Origin of the sequence: Rubneribacter badeniensis, from assembly GCF_002899695.1 — a bacterium.
GTDB lineage: Bacteria > Actinomycetota > Coriobacteriia > Coriobacteriales > Eggerthellaceae > Rubneribacter > Rubneribacter badeniensis.
Window position 1 is genome coordinate 1 of the sequence record NZ_PPEL01000038.1, and the last position, 26,220, is coordinate 26,220.

General features: G+C 67.7%; 24 protein-coding genes, 1 other RNA gene and 1 riboswitch. Of the genes, 23 read left to right on the plus strand and 2 right to left on the minus strand.

Annotated elements, in window-relative coordinates; translation table 11 throughout:
* The first annotated feature begins 881 nt into the window (after positions 1-881).
* The 19 genes from C2L80_RS07365 (at position 882) to C2L80_RS07455 (ending at position 21,557) form a co-directional block, all read left to right on the plus strand.
* Positions 882-1,337, plus strand: a complete 456-nt coding sequence (locus C2L80_RS07365) for a division/cell wall cluster transcriptional repressor MraZ (protein WP_087196783.1) — start codon at positions 882-884, stop codon at positions 1,335-1,337.
* 12 nt (positions 1,338-1,349) lie between these two features.
* The gene (rsmH, locus tag C2L80_RS07370) at positions 1,350-2,306 is read left to right on the plus strand and encodes a 16S rRNA (cytosine(1402)-N(4))-methyltransferase RsmH (RefSeq protein WP_087196782.1); all 957 of its coding nucleotides are present in this window, start codon (positions 1,350-1,352) and stop codon (positions 2,304-2,306) included.
* A gap of 91 nt (positions 2,307-2,397) precedes the next feature.
* Positions 2,398-2,862, plus strand: a complete 465-nt coding sequence (locus C2L80_RS07375; RefSeq protein WP_103262941.1) for a cell division protein FtsL — start codon at positions 2,398-2,400, stop codon at positions 2,860-2,862.
* Between the two features lie 185 nt (positions 2,863-3,047).
* Positions 3,048-4,817 (plus strand): peptidoglycan D,D-transpeptidase FtsI family protein, encoded by a 1,770-nt coding sequence (locus C2L80_RS07380; protein ID WP_224759180.1) that lies wholly within the window; start codon positions 3,048-3,050, stop codon positions 4,815-4,817.
* 10 nt (positions 4,818-4,827) lie between these two features.
* Positions 4,828-6,381, plus strand: a complete 1,554-nt coding sequence (locus C2L80_RS07385) for a UDP-N-acetylmuramoyl-L-alanyl-D-glutamate--2,6-diaminopimelate ligase (RefSeq protein WP_103262943.1) — start codon at positions 4,828-4,830, stop codon at positions 6,379-6,381.
* Position 6,382: 1 nt separating this feature from the next.
* Positions 6,383-7,888 carry a UDP-N-acetylmuramoyl-tripeptide--D-alanyl-D-alanine ligase gene (locus C2L80_RS07390; RefSeq protein WP_087196776.1) on the plus strand — a complete coding sequence of 502 codons (1,506 nt, stop codon included), beginning with the start codon at positions 6,383-6,385 and terminating at the stop codon, positions 7,886-7,888.
* A complete protein-coding gene (gene mraY / locus C2L80_RS07395; protein ID WP_087196774.1) occupies positions 7,888-8,934 on the plus strand; it encodes a phospho-N-acetylmuramoyl-pentapeptide-transferase in 1,047 nt (348 codons plus the stop codon). The genes C2L80_RS07390 and mraY overlap by 1 nt, the downstream gene beginning before the upstream one ends.
* Position 8,935: 1 nt before the next feature.
* Entirely contained in the window at positions 8,936-10,450 is a 1,515-nt protein-coding gene (murD, locus tag C2L80_RS07400) for a UDP-N-acetylmuramoyl-L-alanine--D-glutamate ligase (RefSeq protein WP_103262944.1), read from the plus strand.
* Between the two features lie 8 nt (positions 10,451-10,458).
* Positions 10,459-11,736, plus strand: a complete 1,278-nt coding sequence (locus C2L80_RS07405; protein WP_092200841.1) for an FtsW/RodA/SpoVE family cell cycle protein — start codon at positions 10,459-10,461, stop codon at positions 11,734-11,736.
* Positions 11,737-11,739: 3 nt separating this feature from the next.
* A complete protein-coding gene (gene murG / locus C2L80_RS07410) occupies positions 11,740-12,846 on the plus strand; it encodes an undecaprenyldiphospho-muramoylpentapeptide beta-N-acetylglucosaminyltransferase (protein WP_103262945.1) in 1,107 nt (368 codons plus the stop codon).
* Positions 12,847-13,028: 182 nt separating this feature from the next.
* The gene (gene murC / locus C2L80_RS07415; RefSeq protein ID WP_103262951.1) at positions 13,029-14,468 is read left to right on the plus strand and encodes a UDP-N-acetylmuramate--L-alanine ligase; all 1,440 of its coding nucleotides are present in this window, start codon (positions 13,029-13,031) and stop codon (positions 14,466-14,468) included.
* A 7-nt stretch (positions 14,469-14,475) separates the two neighbouring features.
* Complete coding sequence (gene murB / locus C2L80_RS07420) at positions 14,476-15,402, plus strand: UDP-N-acetylmuramate dehydrogenase (protein WP_103262946.1); 927 nt, start codon at positions 14,476-14,478, stop codon at positions 15,400-15,402.
* Positions 15,356-16,408 carry a cell division protein FtsQ/DivIB gene (locus C2L80_RS07425; protein WP_103262947.1) on the plus strand — a complete coding sequence of 351 codons (1,053 nt, stop codon included), beginning with the start codon at positions 15,356-15,358 and terminating at the stop codon, positions 16,406-16,408. The genes murB and C2L80_RS07425 overlap by 47 nt, the downstream gene beginning before the upstream one ends.
* 275 nt (positions 16,409-16,683) lie before the next feature.
* Positions 16,684-17,820 (plus strand): cell division protein FtsZ, encoded by a 1,137-nt coding sequence (ftsZ, locus tag C2L80_RS07430; protein ID WP_087196761.1) that lies wholly within the window; start codon positions 16,684-16,686, stop codon positions 17,818-17,820.
* A gap of 14 nt (positions 17,821-17,834) precedes the next feature.
* On the plus strand, positions 17,835-18,683 hold the full coding sequence (locus C2L80_RS07435) for a purine nucleoside phosphorylase YfiH/LACC1 family protein (RefSeq protein ID WP_103262948.1): 849 nt from the start codon (positions 17,835-17,837) through the stop codon (positions 18,681-18,683).
* Position 18,684: 1 nt separating this feature from the next.
* A complete protein-coding gene (locus C2L80_RS07440; protein WP_087196757.1) occupies positions 18,685-19,389 on the plus strand; it encodes a YggS family pyridoxal phosphate-dependent enzyme in 705 nt (234 codons plus the stop codon).
* A gap of 72 nt (positions 19,390-19,461) precedes the next feature.
* A complete protein-coding gene (locus C2L80_RS07445; protein WP_087196755.1) occupies positions 19,462-20,385 on the plus strand; it encodes a cell division protein SepF in 924 nt (307 codons plus the stop codon).
* Positions 20,386-20,426: 41 nt separating this feature from the next.
* Positions 20,427-20,687, plus strand: coding sequence for a YggT family protein (locus tag C2L80_RS07450; protein ID WP_087196753.1), 261 nt, complete (start codon positions 20,427-20,429; stop codon positions 20,685-20,687).
* 57 nt (positions 20,688-20,744) lie between these two features.
* Positions 20,745-21,557 (plus strand): DivIVA domain-containing protein, encoded by an 813-nt coding sequence (locus tag C2L80_RS07455; RefSeq protein ID WP_087196751.1) that lies wholly within the window; start codon positions 20,745-20,747, stop codon positions 21,555-21,557.
* A gap of 106 nt (positions 21,558-21,663) precedes the next feature.
* On the opposite strand, the gene rnpB is transcribed toward C2L80_RS07455, so the two are convergent.
* Positions 21,664-22,021, minus strand: an RNA gene (gene rnpB / locus C2L80_RS07460) — RNase P RNA component class A.
* Positions 22,022-22,279: 258 nt separating this feature from the next.
* Between rnpB and C2L80_RS07465 the strand changes: the two genes are divergently transcribed.
* Positions 22,280-22,912 carry a thiamine diphosphokinase gene (locus C2L80_RS07465; RefSeq protein WP_087196749.1) on the plus strand — a complete coding sequence of 211 codons (633 nt, stop codon included), beginning with the start codon at positions 22,280-22,282 and terminating at the stop codon, positions 22,910-22,912.
* Positions 22,913-22,953: 41 nt separating this feature from the next.
* Here the strand turns inward: C2L80_RS07465 and C2L80_RS14670 are convergent, their stop codons facing one another.
* Positions 22,954-23,193: a helix-turn-helix domain-containing protein gene (locus C2L80_RS14670; RefSeq protein WP_420820269.1), complete on the minus strand. Its 240-nt coding sequence runs from the start codon at positions 23,191-23,193 to the stop codon at positions 22,954-22,956.
* A 324-nt stretch (positions 23,194-23,517) separates the two neighbouring features.
* A riboswitch (TPP riboswitch) is annotated at positions 23,518-23,645 on the plus strand.
* On the opposite strand from C2L80_RS14670, the gene thiC reads away from it, so the two are divergent.
* From thiC to C2L80_RS07485, 3 genes are all read left to right on the plus strand, one after another.
* Positions 23,634-24,974, plus strand: a complete 1,341-nt coding sequence (gene thiC, locus C2L80_RS07475; protein ID WP_103262949.1) for a phosphomethylpyrimidine synthase ThiC — start codon at positions 23,634-23,636, stop codon at positions 24,972-24,974. (Overlaps the previous riboswitch by 12 nt.)
* 109 nt (positions 24,975-25,083) lie before the next feature.
* Positions 25,084-25,920 carry a hydroxyethylthiazole kinase gene (gene thiM / locus C2L80_RS07480; RefSeq protein ID WP_103262950.1) on the plus strand — a complete coding sequence of 279 codons (837 nt, stop codon included), beginning with the start codon at positions 25,084-25,086 and terminating at the stop codon, positions 25,918-25,920.
* Between the two features lie 11 nt (positions 25,921-25,931).
* Positions 25,932-26,220: thiamine phosphate synthase (locus tag C2L80_RS07485; RefSeq protein WP_193602629.1), on the plus strand; the 289-nt coding region annotated here is incomplete at its 3' end.

The following is a 26,220-nucleotide window of genomic DNA, read 5'->3' on the forward strand; positions in this document are numbered from 1 at the left end:
CTCGGCCGCCTCGGTCAGGCTGAACCCCGCCGCGACGGCCTCCACGGCGAGCTCCCTGGTCTCCAACGGGTACATGCGGACTCCAATCCGGACACCGGAGTGTCCAACTTTTTGTCCGCACCCCCAACGCGGTTCCGTGGCCAAAAAGCGCGGAATTTCGTGCACGAAGGTCGGTTCCGCATCGATGCTCCTCCTTTATTCGTTTGTCAGGCGCTCTTTGGCGTTCGGTCGTTGAAGCGCCTATTCGAAACCTTTGAAGCGGCTCCTTGGCTTCGGGCGACCGTCTTTTTCGCAGGTTCGCAGCGTCGAAAGCAGATGGCTCTGCCGCATGTCCAAAACGAAGGAGCGTGGCTCGATCCGATGAAAAGGTGGGTGGCGCGCCGCTCGGCCCCCGTTACCCCCTCCGTCCCATACCCACTTCTCAAGGCTCCTATCGAAAATCTCGGGTTTGCTCCTTGACTTATAAATTGCGGGTCTTTTTTCGTCGCCTCCGTAGGCCTCTGAAATTCGGGTGGCGCGCCCGTCGCGGACGGGCGCCAGCCCTCTTCCGCGCCTCGGTTTGGACCTTGGTCACCTTCCTCCCGCTGCCCAGCCGTCTCGCCGCGCCCCGTCGATCGGTGCCACAGATTCCGCACAACTCTCCCACTTCGTCCCACCGTCTGCGAGGCGGCCCATATCTTGTGCTTCGTTCCGCGTTCTCGGCCTACATGTGGGCGCGGTTTGCTCAGGGTGGGGCGAAGTGGGTTGACGAGTGGGCGAATGGTGGGTTTCGAAACGGTTGAAAACAGGCCAAACGCTCGATATTTGTTGCGAAGTGGGGCGAAGTGGGATAAAATCTCAAACACCGAAAGGGCCGTGCGTATGACGGCGGAAAGGGAGGCATGGCGGAGGACGTCAACAAGGTCGTCGATCTCAACGGGCTGTACCGCCACAAGGTGGACGCCAAGGGCCGCATGTCGCTTCCCGCGTCGTTTCGCAAGGTGCTTTCGACGGACCTGGTGGTAACCCGCCATCCCGACGACGAATGCCTCTACGTGTTCGAGCCCGACGGCTTCAACGCGTGGGTGGCGGGCGTGTTCGAGGACGCGTTCGGGAAGTTCGACTCGTCGAACGACCTGCACGTCAGGCTGCGCCGCAAGCTCAAGTCGCGCGCGGTGGACGTGTCCATCGACGCGGCAGGGCGCATCATGCTCTCCGCCGACCAGCGCGCCGCCGCCGGCATCGGCAAGGACGTCGTCGTGGTGGGCAACACGGGTTATTTCGAGGTCTGGGACGCGAAGCGCTACGACGAGCAAGACGACGAGGTCGATCTTGGCCTTCTCTTCAAGAAGTCGTAAGGCGTGAGCGCGATGACAAGCGAATACCGGCATACACCCGTCCTGCTCGCCGAGTGCCTCGAACATCTGAACCTTCAAACCCAGCACACGTTCGTGGACGCAACGCTCGGCGGGGCAGGGCATTCCCTCGAAGCTGCCAAGCGCCTTGGAAGCGCGGGCACGCTCATCGGCATCGATCAGGACGAGGTGGCGCTTGCCGCCGCCCGCCGCAAACTCGGGACGCTGCCGAAGGACGCAAGCCCGCGCATCGAGCTTGTGCGCGGCAACTTCGGGGACATGGACGAAGCGCTTCTCGGCGCGGAGGTCCCCGGCGTCGACGCGGTGCTGTTCGACCTCGGGGTGTCCTCGGTGCAGATCGACACGCCGTCTCGAGGCTTCTCCTTCAAAGAGGACGGGCCTCTTGATATGCGGATGGATCCGGGTAAACAGACCCTCACCGCAGCAGAGATCGTCAACACCTACAACGCAGCAGATCTCGCTCGGATCATCCGTGCCTACTCGGACGAGAAGTGGGCGAGCCGCATCGCCGATTTCGCAGTGCGCGCCCGTCAGAACGCTCCCATCGAGACGAGCGCGCAGCTCGTGGACGTCATCAAGGCCGCCATTCCCGCCTCGGCCCGCCGAGCGGGAGGGCATCCGGCGAAGCGCACGTTCCAGGCGCTTCGCATCGAGGTGAACGGCGAGCTCGACGTGCTCAAGAGGGGGCTCGACGCGGCCGTGCGCTGGCTCAACCCCGGCGGCAGGCTCGCGGTGATCAGCTACCACTCGCTTGAGGATCGCATCGTCAAGGAGACGTTCGCGCGGTTCGCGAACCGCTGCACCTGCCCGCCGGACCTGCCGGTGTGCTCGTGCGGGAAAACGCCGGTGCTCGACATCGTCACGAGAAAGCCGATCCTTCCGAGCGCGGAGGAGATCGAACGCAACCCCCGCGCGCGCAGCGCCAAACTGCGCGTCGCGCAGAAGCGCTGAGCGGCCCTACCGCCTTCGGCGCGCAAGAGAATACATCGCCGCACCGCACACGACCGCCACACGCATCCGATACGAAGAAAGGGGGTTGGGCATGAGCGCGCAGCCGGCATACTCGCAGTATCCCGAACGTTCCTTTGAACGCGCTCCGCGCGAGCGCATCGACGTCGTTGTCGGCCGCGGTTCGCGCACCCAGGCCCCGACCCTCTCCCCGGGAATCGTCTTCCTCGCGAAGATGGCCGCCGTCGTGCTCGTGGCGGTGGCGCTCGTGGCGTTCGCGCGCATCGGCTTGGCGTCCGCGACGCTGTCGGCCACCATGCAGGCCAACGAGCTGTCCCAGCAGATCGGCGACGCCCGCTCCCAGGGCGCGCAGCTCGAAGTGTCCCAAAGCGCGCTGTCCAATCCGACGACGGTGAAGCAGCGCGCGGGCAAGCTGGGCATGGCGGCTCCCGAGTCGTCGGGCGTCATCGAGCTTGAGGAGGACGTCGTCGCCACCGACGATTCCGGCGCGCTGTCCCTTTCGCAGAGCGTGGAAAACGCGTCCGGCTCCAAGGCGTAGGCGCCGTGGTCGACAAGGATCACAAGTCGAGGGGCGCGCGGCCCGCTCGCGGTCGGGGAAGCTCCCGCTCCTCGGCCCGTTCATCCCGGTCGTCCCGTGCGCGCTCTGCGCGCGCGGCGCGCACAGGCGCTCGCGCGGAAGCCCCCCGTCGCGCTCGCGCCCCGCGCCCCGCCTGGTCGCCTCGCGTGTCCGCAAGCTCCTTCGTAGGCGCGCCCCATCCCGACTCCAGCCGTCCGTTCATACCCATCCTCGTGTTCGCCGCCGTCGCGGTGCTGCTCCTGCTGCGCCTGGGGTACCTCCAGGTGATTGCTGCGCCCGCGCTGTCCGCAGAGGGCGAGGACGCGCGCATGGCCTACGATTGGGTCGAGCCGCGCCGCGGCACCATCTACGACCGCAACGGCGTGGTGCTTGCGACTTCCGTGGAGTCCACCACCATCTACGTCGATCCTGTCGAGGTGGACGACGCGAACGCCACCGCGGAAGTGCTCGCCGAGGTGCTCGGCGGCGAGAAGTCGGACTACCTCGAGGCCGCGACCATGGCGAACACGCGCTACGCGCTCGTGGAGAAGCAAGCCGACGTGGAGGTGGGCGAGCGCTTGCGGGAGCGCACGGCCGAGCTGTCGGCCGAGGGCGGCGAGCGCGAGGGCATGGACTTCGGCATCCGCTACAAAACCGAGTGGCGGCGCGAGTACCCCAACGGCCGCGTGGGCGGCCAGGTCATCGGCTTGTGCAACCTGGAAGTCGACACGGAGAACAACCGCGAGTACTATGTGGGTGCAACCGGGCTCGAGCTGTACTACGACGACGTGCTTGCGGGCGAGGCGGGCTACACGCGCGAGGAGCGCGCCACCGACGGCACGCCCATCCCCGGAGGCAAGCGCGAGTCCAAGGAGGCGGTCGACGGCGAGGACATCATCATCTCCATCGACATCGAGCTGCAGCAAACCGTGGAGGAGCGCCTGGAGGCCGACCAAGAGGGCCTCACGGCCAACGGCGGCAGCGCCATCGTCATGGACGGCGGCACGGGCGAGATATACGCGGCTGCGTCGCTTCCTCTGCTCGATCCGACGGACCGAACGGAGATGGAGGCAGACGCCCCTGAGCTCAAATGCGTGACCGATCTGTTCGAACCGGGCTCCATCTTCAAGTCGGTGTCCACGATGGCCATCCTCGAGACTAAGACGATGGGGCCCGACGACGAGCTGTTCTGTCCGGCGAGCATCACCGCCGACGGCTACACCATCTCCGACGCGCACGAGCGCGGCGACGCGACGTTCACGCTGCGCCAGATCCTCGACCAATCGTCGAACGTGGGCATATCGCTTGCCACCGAGCAAATGGGCTTCGAGGAGCTGTACGACCATATCCTCGCGTACAACCTGCACGAGAAGACGGGCGTCGATTATCCGGGCGAGGGCGACGAAGGCACCGATGTTCTGGGCCTGCTGAAAGATTTCGACCAGTGGAGCAAGGTGCAGGCCTACAACGTGAGCTTCGGCCAGGGCATCTCGCTCACGCCGCTGCAGATCACGCGCTTCTACGGCGCGCTCGTGAACGACGGGGTGGAGTGCACGCCGCACTTCCTCCTCTCGAAACCCCAAAGCGGCGAGACGCCCGAGTACGCCACCGAGCAGGTCATCGAGAACAAGGAGGCCATCGCCACGATGACGAGCATGCTCGAGACGGTGGTCACCGACGGCACGGGCAAGGCCGCCGCCATCGAGGGCTTCGACGTGGCCGGCAAGACCTCCACGGCCGAGATATACGATATGGAGAACGGCGGCTATCGCAAGGGCGTGTACAACCTGGCCTTCACCGGTTTTCTGGCCAACTCCTCAAGCCAATTGGTTTGTTTTGTGGGTGCCAACGAGGTTCCCATCGACAACGTGGTCACGCCGATGTTTAAGGATATAATGACAGCAGCCATCGACCGTTTCGACATCTATCCGGAGTGAGGGAAACGCCATGGGAAAGACGTGCGCGGAACTGTTCGCGGGCATAGACTGCACCATCATCGGAAACGCCGACGACGAGGTGGGCGGCATCGCCTACCGCAGCGACCGGGTGCAGCCGGGCGATGCGTTCTTCTGCATTGTGGGTTTCACGGCCGACGGACACTCGTTCGCGCAGGACGCCATCGATCGCGGGGCGAAGGTGCTCGTGGTCGAGCGCAAGGTGTATCTGGCCGACGCCACCGACGTGACCGAGGTCGTGGTGAAGGACACGCGCAAGGCCATGGCCGTCGCCGCCGCGAACTTCTACGACCATCCGTCGGCGGGCATCGCGCTCGTGGGCGTCACCGGCACGAACGGCAAGACCACCACGACCTACCTCGTGGAACACATCGCGCGTGTGGCGGGCAAGCGCACGGGGGTCGTCGGCACGGTGGGCATCTGCATCGGAGACGTGCGGGAGAAGTCGGAGCACACCACGCCCGAGTCGCCCGACTTGCAGCGGCTGTTCGCCCGCATGCGCGACGCGCACTGCGACACGGTGGCCATGGAGGTGAGCTCGCATGCGCTCGATCTGGAGCGCACGTGGGGCACGCGGTTCGCGGTGACGGCGTTTTCCAACCTCACGCAAGACCACCTCGACTACCACCACACGTTCGAGGCGTACTTCGAGGCCAAGGCACGCCTGTTCTCGAAAGACTATCCCGCCAAACGCGTCATCTGCATCGACGACAAGTGGGGCAAGGAGCTCTTGCGCCGCTGCTCGGTGGCCGAGGACAGCGTGGTCACGACGGGGTTCGACCCGTCTGCCCAGATACACCCCGCAGACGTGGCGTACGCGCCCACGCACACCTCCCTCGCGCTCGACGTGCGCGGCAGCCGCTACGCGTTCGACTACCCGCTCGTGGGGCGGTTCAACGTGGAGAACGTCATGTGCGCGTTCGGCATCGGCTTGCAGCTGGGCATCCCGCCGGAGGTCATCGTGGAGGCGCTCGAGGAGGCGCCGCAGATTCCCGGCCGCCTCGAGCGCGTGAGCGCCGTTTGCGACGGCGGCGTGAGCGTGTTCGTGGACTACGCCCACACCCCCGACGCGCTGGAGAAGGCGCTCTCGTCCATCATGGCGCTCACGCCCGGACGCACCATCTGCGTGTTCGGCTGCGGAGGCGATCGCGACGCCAGCAAGCGGCCCATCATGGGCAAAGCCGCCCTCGCGGCCGACCGCGCCATCGTGACGAGCGACAACCCCCGCACCGAGGATCCGCGCGCCATCATCGAGGACGTCGTGAGCGGCATGGGCGCGGGCGCGGGCCGCTTCGAAGTGGAGCCCGACCGTCGCCGCGCCATCGCGCGCGCCGTCGCGCTCGCGTGCCCCGGCGACTCGGTGCTCATCGCGGGCAAGGGGCACGAGGACTACCAGCTCGTGGGCGATCGGGTGCTCAGCTTCGACGACCGCGTGGTCGCCGCCGAAGAGCTCGAGCGCGCCTTCGGAAGCGATGCGGCGGGGGTCCGCGCCGGCTTCGACGGGCTCGCGGGCGATGGGGAAAAGCCAGCGGAAGAGGGGCGCTAGCATGCGCTTGAACGAGAAGCAGATAGCGGCGTGCACGGGCGGCCAGTTCGCGGTGGAGCCGATGGATGCGCGCGTGCTGGCCACGGGCCTTGCCTGGGACTCGCGCGAGGTGAAGCCGGGCGACGCGTACGTGGCGCTGCCGGGCGAGCGCGTCGACGGCCACGACTTCGTGGCCGCGGCCCTGCGCGCGGGTGCCGTGTGCGCGCTCGTCATGCAGCCGCTCCCCTCCGAAGTGCTCGCGCTCGCGCGCGAGCTGGGCGCGGCCGTCATCGAGGTCCCCGACACGGCGCACGCCGTCACGGACCTGGCGCGCGAGTGGCGCGGGCACCTCAAGGGCCGTGTGATCGGCATCACCGGCTCTACGGGCAAGACCACGACGAAGAACCTCGTGCGCGACGTGCTGGCCGCGGCGCACACCGTCGTCGCCACGAAGGGCAACCAGAACAACGAGCTGGGCGTGCCCAAGACGCTTTTGGCCGCAGATCCGGAGACGGAGGCCGTGGTGGTGGAGATGGGCATGCGCGGCGCGGGCCAGATCGCGCAGCTGTGCTCGTTCGTGCGCCCCCATTGGGGCGTGGTCACGAACGTGGGCGAGAGCCACATCGAGCTTCTGGGCAGCCGCGAGAACATCGCGCGCGCCAAGGCCGAGCTTCTGCTCTCGCTGCCCGCCGCGTCGGGCATGGCGTTTCTGAACGGGGCGGACGATATGTCCGATTTCGTGTACGAATGCTCCGATCTGGAGAGGTGGCCGAGCACGGCCGTGTGCTTCGACGGCTCGGGCGCCTACGATGCCGCAGGGTGCGACGTTTCGGACTGGCGGCGTCGACCGGCCGTGTGGGCCGAGGACGTGTCGCTCGACGAGCAGGGGCGGCCGCGCTTCACCCTGTGCGCCCGCGGCTTCTCGGAGGGCTGGCCGCCCGACGCGCCGGACGACTTGGCGGTGGAGCGGCAGGAATGCGCGCTCGGTCTGCGCGGCGCGCACAACGTGGCGAACGCCTGCGCGGCGGCTTCGGTGGGGCGCGCCTTCGGCATGGATCTCGCCACTGTCGCGCGCGCCCTCGCAAAGTCGCTTCCCGAGGCGGGCCGCCAAGAGGTGCTGCGCGCCCGCGGGGGCTTCACGGTGGTGAACGACGCCTACAACGCCAATCCCGACTCCATGCGCGCCGCGCTGACGACGTTCTGCGCGCTTGACGTGCCGGGAAAGCGCATCGCCGTGCTGGGCGACATGGGGGAGCTGGGCGATTTCGCAGCTGCCTGCCATGCGGGCGTCGGGGAGCACGCCGCCGCGCTGCCGCTCGACCGTCTCGTGTGCGTGGGCGAGCTCGCCCGGATCATCGCCGACGGCGCGGAGCGCGCCGGCATGGACGCCGGGCGCATCGTGCGCGCCGAGTCGATCTCCGATGCGCTCGGCGATTTGGATGTCTGCGTCGAGCCGGAAGACGCCGTGCTGGTGAAGGCGTCCCGCTTCATGGGGCTTGAGCGCGTGGTCGAAGGGCTGGTCAACTGATGCTTTCCATATTCTCCCACTATCCGACGTTTCTCGTGTTCCTCGCCATCGTGGCGGCCATCGTGCTGACGATGGCGCTCATGCCGGTGTGGATCAGGTTCCTCAAGTCGAGCCACATCGGCCAGCAGGTGCGCGCCGACGGCCCCGAGAGCCACCTGGTGAAGCAGGGCACGCCCACGATGGGCGGCGTCATCATGCTCGTGGCCGTGGTGGCGGTGGCGCTGTTCGTGGGCAAGCCCACTCCCGAGACGTTCGTGCTTCTGGGCGCGATCGTCCTCACGGGGCTGCTCGGCTTCATTGACGATGCGTCGAAGGTGGTGAAAGAGCGCTCGCTCGGCCTCACGCCGAAGGCGAAGATCGTCGGCCAGGTGGCTGTGGCCAGCGCGTTCGTCCTCGTTTCGGTGAACCTGCTGGGCGTCGAGCCTGTTGTGGAGATACCCTTCGTCGTCACGCTCGACTTCGGCATCCTCACCACCGTCGTGCCCGTGGGCGAGGGCATCGCCATCCCGTGGCTGTACCTGCTGTTCATGAACATCCTGCTCGTGGGCATGTGCAACGCGGTGAACCTCACCGACGGCCTCGACGGCTTGGCGGCGGGCACGGTGATGATCGTGATGATCGTGATGGCGGCCATCGCGTACCGCTCCGACATGCTCGAGCCCGCCATCATCGCGGCGGCGCTCGCGGGGGCGTGCATCGGCTTTCTGTGGTTCAACTCGTTTCCGGCCGACATCTTCATGGGCGACACCGGGTCGCTTGCGCTCGGCATGGCGCTTGGGTGCTTGGCCGTGCTCACGAAGACCGAGTTCGTCTCGCTCATCATCGGCGGCCTGTTCGTCGCCGAGGCCCTGTCCGTGATGATCCAGGTGCTCTACTACAAAAAGACCCGCAAGCGCATCTTCCTCATGGCGCCTTTGCACCATCATTTCGAGAAGAAGGGATGGAGCGAGACGAAGGTGGTCGTGCGCTTCTGGATCGTCTCCGGCGTGCTGGCCGCGACGGGCTTCTCGATCTACTTTGCCGAGACGCTGATGGCGGTGGCGTGACGTGGAGAAGAGCGCTCTCATCGAGGGGAGGAAGCACGCGCCGCGCCATCTGGGGCGCGTGCTCGTTTTGGGCTTGGGAAAGAGCGGGCGCGCCGCCGTGGCGTACCTTCTGCCGCTTCTGGGCGGGCGCGTGGAGGCTTTGGCCATCGCGGCGGGCGCGCGCACCGAGGCGTCCGAGGCGTTCGCGGACGCGGCGCGCGCATCCGGCGCGCTCGTCGCGTTCGAGGACGACGCCCCTGGCGTTTTGGCCGCCGAGGCGGGCGGCTCGTTCGATCTGTGCGTGGCCAGCCCCGGCATCTCGCAGTTCTCGGCGTTCTACCAGGCCGCCGCGGCCGTGTCGGCCGAGGTGGTGAGCGAGGTGGAGCTCGCTTGGCGCGAAAGCTCGAAGGAGAGCCGCTGGGTGGCGGTGACGGGCACCAACGGCAAGACGACGGTCTGCGCGCTTGCCGCGCACGTGCTTTCGGGCGCAGGGCTGGCCGCCGCGGCCGTGGGCAATATCGGGGATCCGTGCATCGAGGCGGTGGGCGCGGGCCGCACAGAGGTGTACGTGGCCGAGGTGTCGTCGTACCAACTGGCTTCCACGAGGCTCTTCGCGCCGAACGTGGCCGTCCTGCTCAACATCACGCCCGACCATCTGAGCTGGCATCGCAGCTTCGAGGCGTACCGCGACGCGAAGCTCGGGCTGCTCACGAACCTGGCGCACGTGCCGGAGTCCGTGGCGGTGCTCGACGCGACCAACGACGTCGTGCGCGCCGAGGTGCGCCGGCTGCGCGCGCTCGACGCGCATGAGCGCGGCTTCGCGTACGTGCCGGTGGGCACGGCGGCGGGCCTTGGCGGCGACATGCGCGCCGCGTGCGGCAGCGACGCCGCCGCGTTCGTCGACGGCGACGGCGTGCTGCGCGTGGCGCTCGGAGGGGTGGAGCACGCCGTGGTCCGTGCCGACGAGCTGCAGATCAAGGGAGGCCACAACGTCGCGAACGCGCTCGCCGCGGCAACCGCGGCCCTCGCGCTCGGCGTCGATGCGCGCGACGTGGCCGCGCACCTGCGCACGTTCGCGCCGCTCGAGCACCGCATCGAGCCGTGCGGCGCCGTCGCGGGCGTGCGCTGCTACAACGATTCTAAGGCCACGAACGTCGATGCCGCGCTCAAGGCGCTCGAAGCGTTTCCCGAGGCGCGCCCCGTGGCGCTGTTCGGCGGCGAGGACAAAGGCACCGATCTCGGCCCGCTCGTCGAGGCCGCGCATGCGCGCGCGTGCGCCGTCGTGTGCTTCGGGGCGGCGGGCGAGCGCATCGCGGCGGCGTTCGAGGCGGCCGCCGCGAAGGCTCCGGAGGGGTTCGCCGTCGCGCGCGCTCGGCACCTGGCCGACGCGCTCGATGCGGCCCTTGCGCTCGCGCCGGAAGACGGCGTCGTGCTCTTGTCTCCGGCGTGCGCGTCTTTCGATGAGTTCGGCTCGTTCGAGGAGCGCGGACGCGCGTTCAAGGCCCTCGTCTCTGAGCGCGCGGCGGGCGCTCGCTAGGGGCTCGCATGGCTTGGACGCGCACGAAGCGGGAGACGCCCGCGCACATCATGGCCCCCCGGATCATCATGCTTTTGAGCGTGCTCGCGCTCGTCCTCATCGGGTTCGTCATGATCTACTCCACCTCGTCGGTCATCACGCTTGCGAACGCCGATGCGCCGGATGCGGCCAACCCCATGGCTGACGTGCTCGGGCAAGTGCGCTACGCCGTGGCCGGCCTCGTGCTTGCGGCGGCCATTTGGAAGTTTCTGCCCTGCTCGGTTTGGCGCGGCCCTTTCGTGTACGTGGCGTGGGGTCTTGCGGCGATCCTGCTCGTGGCCACGATGTTCATCGGGGTGGGCGACGAGGAGTGGGGCGCGCGACGCTGGCTCGTGCTCGGCTCGGCGAGCCTCCAGCCGTCGGAGTTCGCCAAGATCGTGCTCGTGCTCGTGGGCGCGCGCCTGTTCGCGGATCTGCGCGAGGGCGTGCTGACCTTCCGCGCGTTCTTCGTCCAGATCTTCGTGCTCGTCCTTGCGCCGATCCTGCTCATCTTGGCCAAGCAGTCCGACCTCGGCACGGCGATGATCTGCGTCATGGGCATCCTCGCGGTCATGTGGCTGGGGGAGGTGCCGGCGCGCACCATGGCCGTCGTGGCGGGTTTGGTGGTGGCGGTGGGCGTCGTGGGCGTCGTGTCCGAGCCGTATCGGATGTCGCGTCTCATGGTGTTTTTGAACCCGTGGAACGACGGCGAGGGGGGGTTCGGCAAGGGGTATCAGCTCATCCATTCGTTCTACGCCATCGCCGGCGGCGGCCTGTTCGGCGTGGGCCTGGGCAACTCGCATGAGAAATACCTCTACCTCACCCAGTCCGACACCGACTTCATCTTCGCCATCATCGCCGAGGAGCTGGGGCTTGCGGGGGCGCTCGTCGTGATCGCGTTGTTCGCGCTGTTCCTCTATGCCGGGATGCGCATCGCGCGTTCGGCGACCGACAACTTCGGCACCATGGTGGCGGGCGGCCTCACCATCATGATCGCGTTCCAGGCGTTCCTCAACATCGCGATGGTGGTGGGGTGGTTTCCCGTGGTGGGAAAGCCGCTGCCGTTCGTCTCGTCCGGCGGCTCGTCGCTCATCGCCACGCTGGCGATGGTGGGCCTCATCCTCTCGGTGTCGAAAGAGGCCGCCGCTCCCACCATCTACGAGCGACGCCGCGCCGACTTGCGTGTCGTGCGCGCCGCATCCGACACAGGACACACGACCGCTTCGGCCCGCAGCGGGCGGGGCAGGGCGGGCGCGAACAGGAGGTAGAACATGCTCGCAGTGCTTTCCGGCGGCGGCACCGCCGGTCACATCAACCCGGCGATCGCCCTTTCCGAGGAGCTTGCCGACCGCGGCTGGGACGTGCGCTTCGCCGGAACGCCCACAGGCGTGGAGGCGCGGCTCGTCGAGCAGGCGGGCATCCCGTTCACGCCGTTCGAGGCGCAGGGGTTCGACCGCGCTCATCTGCTCACGTTGCCGAAGGCCCTCGCGAAGATACAGAAGAGCACGAAGCTCGCCCGCGCATGGTTCGACGAGGTGCGTCCCGACGTGGTGGTGGGCTTCGGCGGCTATGTGTGCATTCCCGTGGCGCGCGCGGCCGAGCAGCGCGGCATTCCTGTCGTGGTGCACGAGCAGAACTCGGTCATGGGCATGGCGAACAAGTACCTGGCCAAGCGCGCGGCGGCAGTGTGCCTCACCTACGAGCGCGCCGCCGAAGCGCTTTCGGGCGATGCGCGCTCGCGCGCGACGGTGACGGGCAATCCCGTGCGCCGAAGCGTGTTCGACGCCACGCGCGCGGAGGGCCGCGCCGTCTTCGGCGTGCCCGAAGACGCGCTCATGCTGCTCGTCACGGGCGGCAGCCTGGGCGCGCGCCATCTCAACCAGGCCGTCGTCGCGCGCAAGGAGCTGCTTCTGTCCCATCCGAACCTGCACGTGGTGCACGTGACGGGGCCGAAGGAGCTCGATGCCGTGACCGAAGCGCTCTCGCTTTCGCCCGACGAGGCGCGTCACTGGCACCTGCACGGCTTCACCGATCGGATGGGAGCCGCCATGGCCGCCGCCGACGCCATCGTGTCGCGCGCCGGGGCCACCTCGCTCGCCGAGATATCGGCCCGCGCGCTGCCCGCGCTGCTCGTGCCGTTCCCCCATGCCACGGAGGACCATCAAACCATGAACGCCCGCGCGTGCGTCGGCGCCGGAGCGGCGTTCATGGTGGCCGACGCCGACGTGGAGGGCCCCGAGTTCGAGCGGCATCTGCTTTCGCTCGTGGGGGACGAGGGCGTGCGCGAGCGCATGGCCGCGGCGGCCCGCGCGCAGAAGACGCGGGACGCGGCCGCGCTTTTGGCCGATGCGGTGGCGAAGGCGGCGGGCGCGCACTGAGGGCGCGCAGACGCCGCATGCTCGCGTTCGGTCCGGTCCGCGCGAGCGAGGTGGCGGCGGGCGAAGGCCCTCCCGCCGCCATCTTGGCCGAGGCGCCGTCGAAGCGCCGTGCGAGCCGAATCCGGATGGCGATAGGGTACAATGGGCCTAAGAGGCAATATGACGGAACCGAGGGAAACAGGATGAACATGGGTCGTATCGAGCACGTGCACTTCATCGGTATCGGCGGGGTCGGCATGAGCGGCATCGCCCGCGTGGCGTTCGACCAGGGCATGCGGGTGAGCGGATCGGATCTCAAGGAGAGCCGCTACACCAAGCAGCTCAAGGAGGCGGGCATCGACGTGCGCCTCGGACACGACGCGGCGAACCTGCCTGCCGCCGACGATGCGGTGGTGGTGGTGTCCACGGCCATCCTCGACAACAACCCCGAGCTCATCGCGGCGCGCGAGCGCGGCCTTGCCATCTGGCACCGCGCCCAGATGCTCGCGCACCTCGGCGCGAGGCTCGAGACGCTCGCCGTCGCCGGAACGCACGGCAAGACCACGACCTCGTCCATGCTGGCGAGCACGCTCGACGCCATGGGGGAGGATCCGACGTTTCTCATCGGCGGCATCGTGCGCGCCTACGGCACGAACGCCCACTCCGGAACGGGGCGGCACTACGTGGTGGAGGCCGACGAGAGCGACAAGTCGTTCACGTTCCTCTCGCCGCGCGCCGTGCTCGTGACCAACATCGAGGCCGACCACCTCGACCACTACCGCGACCTCGACGAGATCTACGAGAAGTTCTCGGCGTTCATCGGCTCGGTGCCCGCGGACGGGGGGCTTGCCGTCGTGTGCGGCGAGGACGAGGCGCTTGTGCGCGTGGCGCGCGCCACGGGTCGGCGCGTGGTGACCTACGGCTTTTGCGAGGGCTGCGACGTGCGCGTGGTATCTTTCGAGCCGCGCGGGGTGGGCAGCTCCTTTGCGCTCTCGCTGCCCGACGGGCGCTCGGTTGCGGGCAGCGTCAAGCAGAACCCCGGGCGGCACAACGTCTTGAACGCCGCGGGCGTCATCGCGCTTCTGTGGGCCCTCGGCTACGATCCGGCTGCGGCCGCCGAGGCGCTTGCGGGCTTCGCGGGCGTCAAGCGCCGCTTCGATCTGGTGGGCGAGGCGGCCGGTGTCACCGTGGTGGACGACTACGCGCACCATCCCACCGAGATCAAGGCCACCATCGAGGCGGCCTCGCGCCTCGGGTACGCGCATGTGCACGTGCTGTTCCAACCGCACCGCTACTCGCGCGCGCCGCTGTTCACCGAAGTGCTCAAAGACGAGTTCGCCTCTGCGTTCGACGCGGCCGACGCCGTCACGTTCATGGACGTGTACCCCGCGGGCGAGGTGCCCGTGCCCGGCGTGAGCGGAAAGACCTTCCTCAACGTGGTGCTCGACCATCCGGGGCACCCCGAGGCCGCCTACGTGCCGCGCCGCATCGAGGTGGTGCCGCACCTGGCCTCCGCGCTTCATGCGGGCGATTTGCTTATCACCATGGGCGCGGGCGACGTCACGGCCATCGGCCCGCAGCTTCTCGACGCGCTCTCGCGCGCCCGGGCGGCTGCGGACGCGCAACCCGCCGACGCGGAGTGATGCCGAGATGACCGCGCGGCACACCTCCGAGCTCGAAGCGCTGCTCGTCGACGACGCGTTCGACGGCGACGTGTATCCCAACGAGCCCATGTCCCGCCACACCATGTACCGCATCGGCGGGCCTGCGCGCTTCTACGTGCAGGTGGGCTCCGTGGGCGCGCTCAAGCGCCTCGTGGAGACGTGTGAACGCACCGGCGTGCCGTGGACGGCCGTCGGGCGCGGCTCGAACCTGCTCGTCGCCGACGAAGGCTACCCCGGCGTGGTGGTGACGCTCGGGCGCGATTTCCGCACCTGCCGCTTCGACGAGGAGACGAAGCGCTTCTGCGTGGGAGCGGGCGTGCCGCTGTCATCGGTGGTGCAGGAGGCGTTTCGGCGCTCGCTCGCGGGCCTCGAGTTCGCCGTGGGCACTCCGGGCACCGTGGGCGGGGCGCTGCGCATGAACGCCGGGACGCGCGAGGAGTGGATCGGCGCGCGGGTGGTGTCGGTGACCACGCTCTCTCCGGGCGAGGGGCTTATGCGGCGCGCGGGCGACGAGGTCGCATGGGGATACCGGCAGACCTCCTTTCGCCCGGACGAGGTGATCGTGGAATGCGAACTTTCCGTAGAGCCGGCCGACCCGTTCTTCATCCGCGGTAAGATGGAGGCCTCGCACGCGCGCCGCAAGAAGACGCAGCCGCAGGCGAGCCCTTCGTGCGGCAGCGTGTTCCGCAACCCCGAGGGCCGCTCGGCGGGCGCGCTCATCGAGGAGGCGGGCCTCAAAGGCCGCCGCATCGGCGGCGCCCAGGTGTCGGAGGTTCACGCGAACTTCATCGTGAACACGGGAGGCGCCACCGCCCGCGACGTGAGGGACTTGATCGAACTGGCACAACGTGAGGTGTACGAGGCGTATGGCATCGAGCTACAACCGGAAGTCCGCTTCCTCGGGTTCGCGTAGGGCGTCCTCGCCCTCCCGCGCCCGGGGGGCTTCCCGCACGCCCGCTCCCCGCTCCTCGTCCGTGCGCCCCGCCTCCTCGAGCGGCTATCGGGTCATTCCCGGCGGCCAGCTGCCGAAGCGCCGCAACGCGGAGTACGGGCGCGTGCAGCCGCGGCCTCAGGCGCGCCCGCCCCTGTCGTCGGTGCGCGTGGGAGATCTCGACCGCGCCGAGCGCAACGCCCGCGCCCAGCGCACCTACCGACGCCATCTCGTGCGGCTCTCGATCGCGGGCGCGCTTCTGCTTGCGCTCGTGGCGGGCGGCGCGGCGCTTTACGCCTCCGACGTGTTCTCCATCGAAAGCGTCCAGGTGAGCGGCGTGGAGCACCTCACCGCCACCGAGATGACCGAATTGGCCGCCGTGCCGGCCGACACGACGCTTCTGCGCGTCGATACGGGTGCCATCCGCGACCGCTTGCTCAAAGACGCCTGGGTGGAGTGCGTCGAGGTGCGCCGCGTGTTCCCCCATACGCTCGAGCTGGCCGTCACCGAGCGCACCGTCGCCGCCGTCGTCGAGGTGCCCACCGAGAACGCCGAGTCCACGCAGGATTGGGCCATCGCCTCGGACGGCATGTGGCTCATGCCCATTCCGGACAAGGATTCTGAGGCCGGCAAGAGCATAAGCCCCAAGGTGTACGAGGACGCCGAGAGCGTGCTGCGCATCGCCGAGGTTCCCTACGGGACGAATCCCGCAGTGGGCGCGTACTGCACCGACGCGAGCGTGAGCAACGCGCTGTCCATCGTCGCCGGCATGACCACCGACTTGGCGGGGCAGGTGCGCGCCGTCGCCGCCACGGAGACGGAGTCGACCACCCTCACGCTTGAAAGCGGCGTCGAGATCGTGTTCGGCTCGGCCGAGAACATCCGCGACAAGGAGCGGGTCTGCCTCAAGATCATGGAGGAGCATCCCGACGTCGTCTACATCAACGTGCGCGTGGTCGACAGCCCCACGTGGCGCTCCCCTTCGTAGGCCTCCCGGCGCGTCTGCGGGAGGCGCGCCAGAGCGAAGCGGGTCGGGCCGAAACGATGTCGAGGGCTGGGCGATGCGGCGGGGAAGGGGCACCGCCCGCCCGCCGTCCTCTTGCCGCCGTCCGCGTCGCGCGCTGATTTCGTATTGTGGACGTGCGGTTTTCATTATCGCGGCGCAATTTGCAAATGATTTGTCATCGTGTACAATAACCGCACGTGAGTGTACCCACGAAGGGAAACGCAGCATTTGAAATCGCAGCAGGTGTGGAGGATACGATGCCAAACAAGATAGGTTCCGAGCATTTGGCGGTCATCAAGGTCGTCGGCGTCGGCGGCGGCGGCACGAATGCCGTGAACCGCATGGTGGAGGCCGGCGTGCGCGGCGTGGAGTTCATCGCCGTGAACACCGACCGTCAGGCCCTGCTCATGTCGGATGCCGACAAGACGATCCACATCGGCGAGGAGCTGACGCGCGGCCTCGGGGCCGGCGCGAACCCCGAGGTGGGGTGCCAGGCCGCCGAAGAGAGCCGCGCGGAGATCCGCGAAGCGCTCGCTGAAGCCGACATGGTGTTCGTCACCGCCGGCGAAGGCGGCGGCACGGGCACGGGCGCCGCGCCCATCATCGCCGAGATCGCGCGCGAGGAGATCGGCGCGCTCACCGTGGGCATCGTCACCAAGCCCTTCTCGTTCGAGGGTCGCACCCGCCGCAACCAGGCGGAGCAGGGCATCGACCTTCTGTCGCAGAAGGTGGACACCCTCATCGTCATCCCGAACGACCGCCTGCTCGAGATCGTCGACAAGAAGACGAGCATGCTCGACGCGTTCCGCATCGCCGATGACACGCTGCGCCAGGGCATTCAGGGCGTCACGGACCTCATCACCATCCCCGGCCTCATCAACCTCGACTTCGCGGATATCCGCACGGTCATGAAGGACGCCGGCACCGCCATGATGGGCATCGGCCTCGCCTCCGGCGAGAACCGCGCTCTTGAGGCCGCGCAGCAGGCCACGAACTCGAACCTGCTCGAGGCTTCCATCGCCGGCGCGTCGCGCGTGCTGTTCTCCATCGCCGGCGGCCCCGACCTCACGCTCACCGAGGTGGACGCGGCCGCCCGCACCGTGGAGGCGTGCGCCGACGAGAACGCCAACATCATCTACGGCCAGATCATCGACGAGGGCATGCAGGATCAGGTGCGCATCACCGTCATCGCGACGGGCTTCAAGATGGGCGCCCCGCAGCAGTCCTCCATGGATTTCTCGCGCAAGGATCTGTTCGCATCGACCGCCGCACCCGAGCCCGCCGCCCCGGCGGCCCCCGCTTCGACGTACTCGTCGTACGCGGGCTCCGGATCCGCTTCGGGCCGTTTCGCCGACGAGGACTACATCCCCGACTTCCTCAAGCGCCAACGGTAGCGAACGCCCGTCCCATGGACGCGATCGATCGTTTGCCCCTTCCGCATCTGAGCGCGCGCCGGTTCGGCGCGCGTCTGCTTCCTGCGCTCACCGACGATGCGCTGTTCGATGCTGTCGGGATGCGCGTTGCGTTCACCGGTCGCAAGGGCGGCGTGAGCGCCCCTCCCTTCGCCTCGCTCAACCTCGGGGGCCACGTCGGAGACGACGCGCGGGCCGTCGAGCGCAACCGTTTGATCGCGCTCAAGGCGCTCGGCGGCGAAGGGCTGCCCCTCGTCGTGCCGAACCAGGTGCATGGCGACGTCGTGGTGGAGGTGGACGACGCCGCGTCCGACGCCGTGGAGGCCGTGCGGGCCCAAGCGCGCGCAGGGGCCGATGCCGTAGTGGCGGCGGTTCCGGGCGTGGCGGCGCTTCTGTGCTTCGCGGACTGCGTTCCCGTTGTCGTCGTGTCGCCCACCGGCCGCTTCGCGGTCGTGCATGCGGGGTGGCGCGGCGTCGTGAACGGCATCGCGCCGAAGGCCGTGCGCCTGATGGCAGAGCGCGACGCCGCGAAGCTGGGCGCTTTTGCGGCGGCCGGCTACAACGTGTACGTGGGCCCGCACATCTGCCCTCGGTGCTTCGAGACGGGCGAGGACGTGCGCGCGCGTTTCGTCGAGCGTTTCGGAGAGGTCGTTTGCCCCGATGGGCGACACGTCGATCTGTCCGCGGCGCTCAGGCGCGATCTCGCGGCGGCCGGCGTTTCTCCCGAGCGCATCGCGTGCGCGGACGCGTGCACGAAATGCGCGCCCGAGAGGTACTTCTCCTTCCGCGCCGAGGGCGGCGTTTGCGGACGCCACGGCGCGGTGGCGTTTCGGAAGGTGGGGTGACATGGGATTTCAGGAGCGGTACGACCGCGTGCTCGCCGAGCTGGCCGCATGCTGCGCGCAGGCGGGGCGCGATCCGCGCGAGGTGCGCGTGGTGGCGGTGTCGAAGACGGTGGGCGCAGACGCGATCTTCCGCGCGATCGAGGCCGGCGCGCACGACTTCGGCGAGAACCGTCCCGACTCCCTTTTGGAGAAGGCCGCGCGCTTCCCAGAGCAGACCTGGCACTTCATCGGCAACATCCAATCGCGGCGCATTCCCGACATCGTGCGGTGCTCGACGCTCGTCCACTCGCTTTTCCAGGAGCGCCATGTGGCGAAGCTCGAGGCGGCGGCTGTCTGCGCGGGCAAGGTCCAAGACGTCCTTCTGGAAGTGAACGTGTCGGGCGAGGCCAGCAAAGGCGGCCTTGCGCCCGAGGACGCCCCCGCGATGCTCGCGCATTGCGCGGCCTTTCCCCATGTGCGCGTGCGCGGCCTCATGACGATGGCTCCGCAGGGCGACCGCGCGGCGGCTCGAGAGTGCTTCGAGGGGCTTGCGCGTCTGCACGACGAGCTGAGGGTACGTCTCGATGGCGAGCGAGCGGCGCAGTTCAATGAACTTTCTATGGGCATGAGCGAAGATTGGCGCGAGGCCGTCTCGGCGGGCGCTACCATAGTGCGCATCGGCCGCGCCCTGTTCGATGACGCCTTCGACGAGGATCCGCGCCCGTGACCATGCGCGGTTTGGCAACGTGAGACGCAGCGGCGGTTCGACCGCCGGATGAAACGAAGCAGGTGGGACGGTATGGAGCTGCCAAAGATCAAGAAATCGGAGCATGGAGTGCTCGACGGCATCAAATCCAAGCTTGGATTCGCCAATGCGAGCCAAGGCTACGACAGCGGTTACGGCGAATACGGGGATGATTACGCCGGAGATTACGGCGAATACGGGGATTACGGAGACTACGGCGAGTACGGGGACGATTACGCGCCGATCGACGGCCGCGCCGACGACGCGGCCGGATCGCGCTACGATCCCTATGCGCCGGTCACGACCCGCCCGGCTCGCGCATCCCATGCGCGCTCGTCTTCGCGCGGCGTGGGGGCGACCCCTCCGAAGCTCGTCTCGATCGACGACGTGCGCGCCCATACGCAGGTTCCCGAAAGCCTCACGCGCGACCCTCTTCCGCCGCGACGGGTGACCGCAAGCCCGTTGCGCGAGCGAACGATGGTCGATGCCGACGTGCCCGCGCCCGCCAACACCCCCAACGCCCGCGCCGCCTCCGCTTCGGCCCGCGAGCGCTCGGAGAGCCTGAACGCGCTGTTCTCCTCCACGGCCGAGGAGGCTTCCTCTGCCGCGTCCGCGCCTGTCGCCGCGCCGAGCGCCCCGTCGTCAGGCGCGACAGCCTCGTTCGATCCCTACGAGGCGCTCACCGGGGCCGGGTCGGCGAAGCACGATCCGTCGCGCTCGCTCACGGTGCTCAAACCCGCCAACTACGGGGAAGTGGAGCGCATCGCGAAGGCGCTCAAAGCCGGGGACGTCGTCGTGCTCGCGCTGCGCAACACGCCCGACGCGCTGGCGAAGCGCATCCTCGACTTCTCGTTCGGCGTGTCGAGCGCCCTCGACGCGAGCGTCGACTGCGTGGCCGACAAGGTGTTCGTCATCGCGCGCGGCTCGGGGCTCACCGAGACGGAGCGTGCGAGCCTTCGCAACCAGGGAGTGCTGTGATGGCTTCGGGCCATCGCGAATAGACCGAAGGAGCCTGTTTCGTGCTGAGTTTGAAGTACCTCATCGTATCGCTTGCCGACGCCTACAGCATGCTGCTGTTCGTGTACGTGCTCATGTCGTGGCTTCCCACCGACCGCGGCATCTTGGCCGACATCAACAACGTGCTCGCGAAGGTGTGCGATCCGTACCTCAACCTTTTCAGAAGGCTGATACCCCCGCTTGGAGGTATGGTGGATGTCACTCCCATCATCGCCCTGCTTGTATTACAATTGGGAGTACGTTTGCTGATAGGCTTGTTTTAGCGCATAGAATCGTGTTCGCGCAGATGCGCACACGCGAACAGGACGAAGGGACGACAGATGGCAATCACCTCGGCTGAGATCCACAACCAAAGCTTCTCGATCGACCGCAAGGGCTACGACGTCGACGAAGTGGACGTGTTCCTCGAGCGCGTTGCCGACGAGATCGACGGCATGAACGCGCAGATCGCCCAGCTTGAAAACCAGCTTGATGACAGCCGCTTCGACGGCTTCGACAAGCCGGCGCGCGTGGAGGCCCCCGTCGCCGAGGTCGATGAGCGCGCGCTCGCGGAGAAGGATGAGCGCATCGCCGAACTCGAGCGCCAGCTCGAGGCCAAGAAGGCCGACGACAACGCGATCGCCCAGGCGCTCATCATCGCCCAGCGCTCTGCCGACGAGATCATCGCCAACGCGAACGCCCAGGCTGCCGCCACCATCAAAGATGCCGAGGACGAGGCCAGCCGCATCGTGGGCAAGGCCGAGGGCGAGAGGCAGAAGGTGCTCGACGCCATCAAGAAGCTCGAGGATGACCGCGAGGACGCGCGCGAGGAGTACCAAGAGCTGCTCACCGACTTCATCAGCGACGCCACGCGCAAGCTGGCAGAGATCGGCGGGTCGCTTCCCGCTCAGTCCGCTGTGTCGGCAAGCGCCCATGCCCGACCGAGCGCCGCTGCGGAGGACGCCTCGACGGGTCGAGTGGGCTCTCCTGTCCAGGCTCCCATCAACCGCGATGGTGCCGGCGCCTACACCACGCCGCAGACGCCTACGGGCGCGGTCGTGGCGCCCGCGACGCCGAAGCCTTCGGGGGTCGAGAAGGATCTTTCCGGTTTCGGCGATGCCGACGACGCCTTCGAGTTCGAAGAGATCGACTAGCTTTCGTCGGCTGGCAGCCGACGATCCATGCAGCGAAACGAGGGGCCTCCGCGCTTCAAGCGCGGAGGCCCTTTCAGTGAGTGCGCTGCTTTGTCGTGCCGCTGTCTGGGCGAGCGGGCCGATAAGCCGGGTTCTGTCGTTGGACGGCCATTTATCTGAGGCGCCTGTCGCCAAACGCCTTAAGCACGCAACCCGAACGCACGGCGGGCAACCGTGTCGCGTTCCTATTTGCGCTTGCTCCGGATGGGGTTTTCCAAGCCGCGCCGTTGCCGACGCGCTGGTGCGCTCTTACCGCACCGTTTCAGCTTTTCTCGCCGCGCGTTGCGCCGAGGCGCGTGCGCGGGGGAGTTTCCTTTTCTGTGGCACTGTCCGTCGGGTCGCCCCGCCCAGCCGTTAGCTGGCATCCTGCCCTGTGGAGCCCGGACTTTCCTCGCACCGCAGTGCGCGACCGCCTGGCCCGCTCGCGTACGGTATTCTAGCATGCGGGGATCGCGTTCGCGAGGAGAATCCTCTTCTGCCGTCTTTTACGGGTCGTTACTGTTCGGAATCGCGCTTGCCGTGCGCATGCCTTTCTTCACCGGATGCGGTTCGCACTCGGGCGCCCATGTGGTATTCTGGCAAAATTCGATGCCGATCACAGGAGTTTTGCATGAGTGCCGGTGCGTATCGCCTTGCTGTCTCGGGCGAAGCGTTTTCCGGCTTTCCGAGAGAGGGGTTCGCCGATGAAGACCTGCGCGCTCGTGGGGGCTGCCGATTTCAACGCCGCCGATTTCGTCGCGCGCCGCGAGGCGGGCGCGTTCGACTTCGTCATCGCCGTCGATGCGGGGTTCGCGCACCTCGAGGGCATCGGCGTGGCGCCGGACATGGCCGTGGGCGACTTCGATTCGCTCGGGTACGTGCCGAAATGCCGCCGCGTGTCGCGCCATCCCGTCAAGAAAGACAAAAGCGACATGGAGCTCGCCATGGAGAAAGCCGTCGACTGGGGGCACGGCGAGCTTGTGGTGTACGGAGCGCTGTCGGGCCGGCTCGACCATACGATCGCGAATCTGCAGCTGTTCGCGAAGTTCTCCGAGCGGGATGTTCTCGTCACCGGCATCGGCGACGACTTCGCCGTGCGTCTCCTCACCGGTCCCGACGTGTTCGAGCTGCCCTCCGCTGTGGAAGAGGGCAGGGTTTCGGTGATGTCGGCCAACGACATGGCGCAGGGCGTCATCGAGCGCGGTCTGGCGTACTCTCTTGACGACGAGCCGTTGTCGAACCGCACTTCGCGAGGGCTGTCGAACGAGTTGACAGGGGAGGAGGCCACTGTCGCTGTAGAGGAGGGCACCCTCTACGTGTTCTATCCGCTGAGATAATGCTGCGTCTGCCGTCCAGAAATGTGGTGCGGCGTGCGGCGCTACGAGCGCTTTTCGAGGCGTTTGCCTATCGTCGAAGTGATTTCGTCGAGGGGGATTTCGAGCGCATGGGCGTAATCGAACAATTCGTGCAGGTGTAGGCTGCGCTCCCCAGTCTCGATCTTCGATACGTAAGACTGGGCCTTCCCCAAGCGCCCTGAGAGCTGCATCTGCGTCAAACCTGCTTCTACCCGCATGTTCCGCAGGCAATCGCCGACTATTCTGTTCCTGTTCGCGTCCACGCGGAAAACGATATGGTATAAAGTGAAATATCCCAATTTGGGATATTTGAGAGAGGAACGGATTGGAGGATTGCGATGGAGCAGGGTCAGAATCAGGATCGAGGCATCCGGGTCATAGACGGGTTTCGCTTCGGGATAGGGGTATGGCTTGCGAGTTTGCTCATTGGCGCTATTCCGATTTTGCTCTTTGTGCTTTTCTTGATCGGAACCGGGTTTTCTGGCGTAACAGGTTAACCCCTACCGTTAGCCGCTCATACGAATGATCGGAACGTCACGACTCCTGCAGCTGAATGCCGGAGTATAATCGGCTCGAAGGTTTTCACAACCTCATATCCGGGGAGCTCGCTGTTCGCTGCGGCGACGGGCGGGCTGAGAGGAAGCGCCGGCACACGCTTCGACCCGACGAACCTGACATGGGTAATGCCAACGAAGGGAGTTCTATGACGCAGATCAACGCCGCGTCGCGCGGCAATCCTGCACCTATCACGCAGATCGATCATGCCCGCGCGGGCACGATCACGCCCGCCATGCGCGCCGTGGCCGAGAAGGAGGGGCGCGACCCTGAGTTCATCCGCGAAGGTGTGGCGGCGGGGCGCATCGCCATCCCCGCGAACATCCACCACGGGCGCCTCTCGCCCGAGGGCGTGGGCGGCGGTCTGCGCACGAAGGTGAACGTGAACCTCGGCATCTCGGGCGATGTCGCCGACGAAGCCGAGGAATGGAGGAAGGTCGACGTGGCGCTGGAGCTGGGCGCCGAGGCCATCATGGATCTGTCGAACAGCGGCAAGACGGCGGCGTTTCGCCGGGCGCTCATCGAGCGGTCGCCGGCGATGATCGGCACCGTGCCGATGTACGACGCCATCGGTTATCTGGAAAAGCCGCTCGTCGGCATCACGGCAGCCGATTTCCTCGACGTGGTGCGCGCGCACGCCGAGGACGGTGTGGACTTCGTCACCGTGCATGCCGGCATGAACCGGCGGGTCATCGAGTCGTTTCGCGAGACGGGCCGGCTCGCGAACATCGTGAGCCGCGGCGGGTCGCTCATCTTCGCCTGGATGGAGGCCACCGGCAACGAGAACCCCTTCTACGAGTTCTACGACGAGGTGCTGGCCATCCTGCACGAGCACGATGTCACCATCAGCCTGGGCGACGCCATGCGTCCCGGGTCCACCTACGACGCCACCGACGCGGGGCAGATCGCCGAGCTCATCGAGATCGGCAAGCTCACGAAGCGCGCGTGGGACGCGGGCGTGCAGGTGATGGTGGAGGGGCCGGGCCACATGGCGCTCGACGAGATCGCCGCCAACATGAAGCTGGAGAAGCGCCTGTGCCACGACGCGCCCTTCTACGTGCTCGGGCCGCTCGTCACCGACATCGCGCCGGGCTACGACCACATCACGGCCGCCATCGGCGGGGCCGTGGCCGCCGCCTCGGGCGCGGACTTTTTGTGCTACGTGACGCCCGCCGAGCATCTGCGTCTGCCCGATGCGGCGGACGTGCGCGAGGGCCTCGTGGCCACGAAGATCGCCGCGCACGCCGCCGACATCGCGAAGGGTCTGCCCGGCGCGCGCGATCGCGACAACCGCATGAGCGATGCCCGCCGCCGCGTGGCGTGGGACGAGATGTTCGACCTCGCGCTTGATCCCGCGAAGGCGCGCAGCTTCTACGAGAGCGCGCCGCCCTCCACGGAGGGCACCTGCACGATGTGCGGCGAGATGTGCGCCATGCGCACGGTGAACCAAATCATGGATGGCTTGACAGTTGATTTGGGACAAGAATAACCTTCCTCTTTGTCATCCTGAGCGGAGCGCCGCAGGCACGGAGTCGAAGGATCCCGTGCGGTGCCAGCCTTACCCTGCAATTATCTGACTATCAGAAAGAAGAACGACTATGACCCCCTTTGCTCTGAAGAACGCTCTGAATAACGTCCGTGCGACCACGCCGCTCGTGCACAACATCACGAACTACGTGACGGTGAACGACTGCGCGAACGCGCTGCTGGCCATCGGCGCGAGCCCCATCATGAGCCACGAGCCCGCCGACGTGCGCGATATCCAAACCATCTGCGGCGGGCTCACGCTTAACATCGGCACGCTCGACGAGCGCTCCATCGCGGGCATGTTCGCCGCCGGCGAGCGCGCGGGCGAGCTCGGGCACCCCATCGTGCTCGATCCCGTGGGCGTTGGCGCGTCGGCGCTGCGCACGAAGACGGCGGGCGACCTGCTCGACCGGCTGTCCGTGTCCGTCATTCGCGGCAACATGTCCGAGGTGAAGGCGCTTGCCGGCGGCGCGGCCTCCACCCGCGGCGTGGACGTGTGCCCGGACGACGCCGTCACCGAGGGCAACCTGTCCGCGAGCGCCGCGTTCGCGCGCGCCTTCGCCGCGAAGACCAGCGCGGTCGTGGCCATCACCGGTGCCATCGACATCGTGGCCGACGCTGAGCGCGCCTTCGCCATCCGCAACGGCAGCGCGCTCATGGGCCGCATCACGGGTGCGGGCTGCATGCTGTCGTGCCTGTGCACGGCGTTCGCGGTGGCGAACCCCGATGCGCTCTTGGAGTCCCAAGTGGCCGCCGTGGCCGGCATGGGGCTTGCGGGCCAGGTCGCCGAGGAGCGGATGGGCGGCCTTGACGGAAACGGGTCGTTTCGCACCTACCTGCTCGACGCGCTGTTCAACCTGGGCGGCGACGCGCTCGAAGCGGGCGCGCTCGTGGAAGAGCTGGCGTAAGGGGGGCGGCTGTGCATTCGCGGAAGAGCCTTCGTCGCGCCATGGCGCTCTATGCGGTGACCGATCGCTCGTGGCTCGGCGGGCGCACGCTTGCCGACTGCGTCGCGGCAGCGCTCGCGGGCGGCGCGACCTGCGTTCAGCTGCGTGAGAAAGGGGCCTCGACCGCCGCCGTGGCGGCGCAAGCGCGCGCCTTGCTGCCGCTGTGCCGCGCGGCGGGCGCGCCGCTCATCGTGAACGACGACGTGGAGGCGGCCCTGCTCGCGGGGGCCGACGGCGTGCACGTGGGGCAGGGCGACGCCG

Excerpts from the sequence above, each read along its gene's own strand:
- thiM (WP_103262950.1), top strand. The coding sequence starts at position 25,084 with ATGACCCCCTTTGCTCTGAAGAACGCTCTGAATAACGTCCGTGCGACC.
- thiC (WP_103262949.1), top strand. The coding sequence starts at position 23,634 with ATGACGCAGATCAACGCCGCGTCGCGCGGCAATCCTGCACCTATCACG.
- murG (WP_103262945.1), top strand. The coding sequence starts at position 11,740 with ATGCTCGCAGTGCTTTCCGGCGGCGGCACCGCCGGTCACATCAACCCG.
- C2L80_RS07465 (WP_087196749.1), top strand. The coding sequence starts at position 22,280 with ATGAAGACCTGCGCGCTCGTGGGGGCTGCCGATTTCAACGCCGCCGAT.
- C2L80_RS07365 (WP_087196783.1), top strand. The coding sequence starts at position 882 with ATGGCGGAGGACGTCAACAAGGTCGTCGATCTCAACGGGCTGTACCGC.
- C2L80_RS07385 (WP_103262943.1), top strand. The coding sequence starts at position 4,828 with ATGGGAAAGACGTGCGCGGAACTGTTCGCGGGCATAGACTGCACCATC.
- C2L80_RS07425 (WP_103262947.1), top strand. The coding sequence starts at position 15,356 with ATGGCATCGAGCTACAACCGGAAGTCCGCTTCCTCGGGTTCGCGTAGG.
- C2L80_RS07375 (WP_103262941.1), top strand. The coding sequence starts at position 2,398 with ATGAGCGCGCAGCCGGCATACTCGCAGTATCCCGAACGTTCCTTTGAA.
- murB (WP_103262946.1), top strand. The coding sequence starts at position 14,476 with ATGACCGCGCGGCACACCTCCGAGCTCGAAGCGCTGCTCGTCGACGAC.
- ftsZ (WP_087196761.1), top strand. The coding sequence starts at position 16,684 with ATGCCAAACAAGATAGGTTCCGAGCATTTGGCGGTCATCAAGGTCGTC.
- C2L80_RS07435 (WP_103262948.1), top strand. The coding sequence starts at position 17,835 with ATGGACGCGATCGATCGTTTGCCCCTTCCGCATCTGAGCGCGCGCCGG.
- murC (WP_103262951.1), top strand. The coding sequence starts at position 13,029 with ATGAACATGGGTCGTATCGAGCACGTGCACTTCATCGGTATCGGCGGG.
- C2L80_RS07390 (WP_087196776.1), top strand. The coding sequence starts at position 6,383 with ATGCGCTTGAACGAGAAGCAGATAGCGGCGTGCACGGGCGGCCAGTTC.
- mraY (WP_087196774.1), top strand. The coding sequence starts at position 7,888 with ATGCTTTCCATATTCTCCCACTATCCGACGTTTCTCGTGTTCCTCGCC.
- rsmH (WP_087196782.1), top strand. The coding sequence starts at position 1,350 with ATGACAAGCGAATACCGGCATACACCCGTCCTGCTCGCCGAGTGCCTC.
- C2L80_RS07405 (WP_092200841.1), top strand. The coding sequence starts at position 10,459 with ATGGCTTGGACGCGCACGAAGCGGGAGACGCCCGCGCACATCATGGCC.
- C2L80_RS07440 (WP_087196757.1), top strand. The coding sequence starts at position 18,685 with ATGGGATTTCAGGAGCGGTACGACCGCGTGCTCGCCGAGCTGGCCGCA.
- C2L80_RS07455 (WP_087196751.1), top strand. The coding sequence starts at position 20,745 with ATGGCAATCACCTCGGCTGAGATCCACAACCAAAGCTTCTCGATCGAC.
- C2L80_RS07445 (WP_087196755.1), top strand. The coding sequence starts at position 19,462 with ATGGAGCTGCCAAAGATCAAGAAATCGGAGCATGGAGTGCTCGACGGC.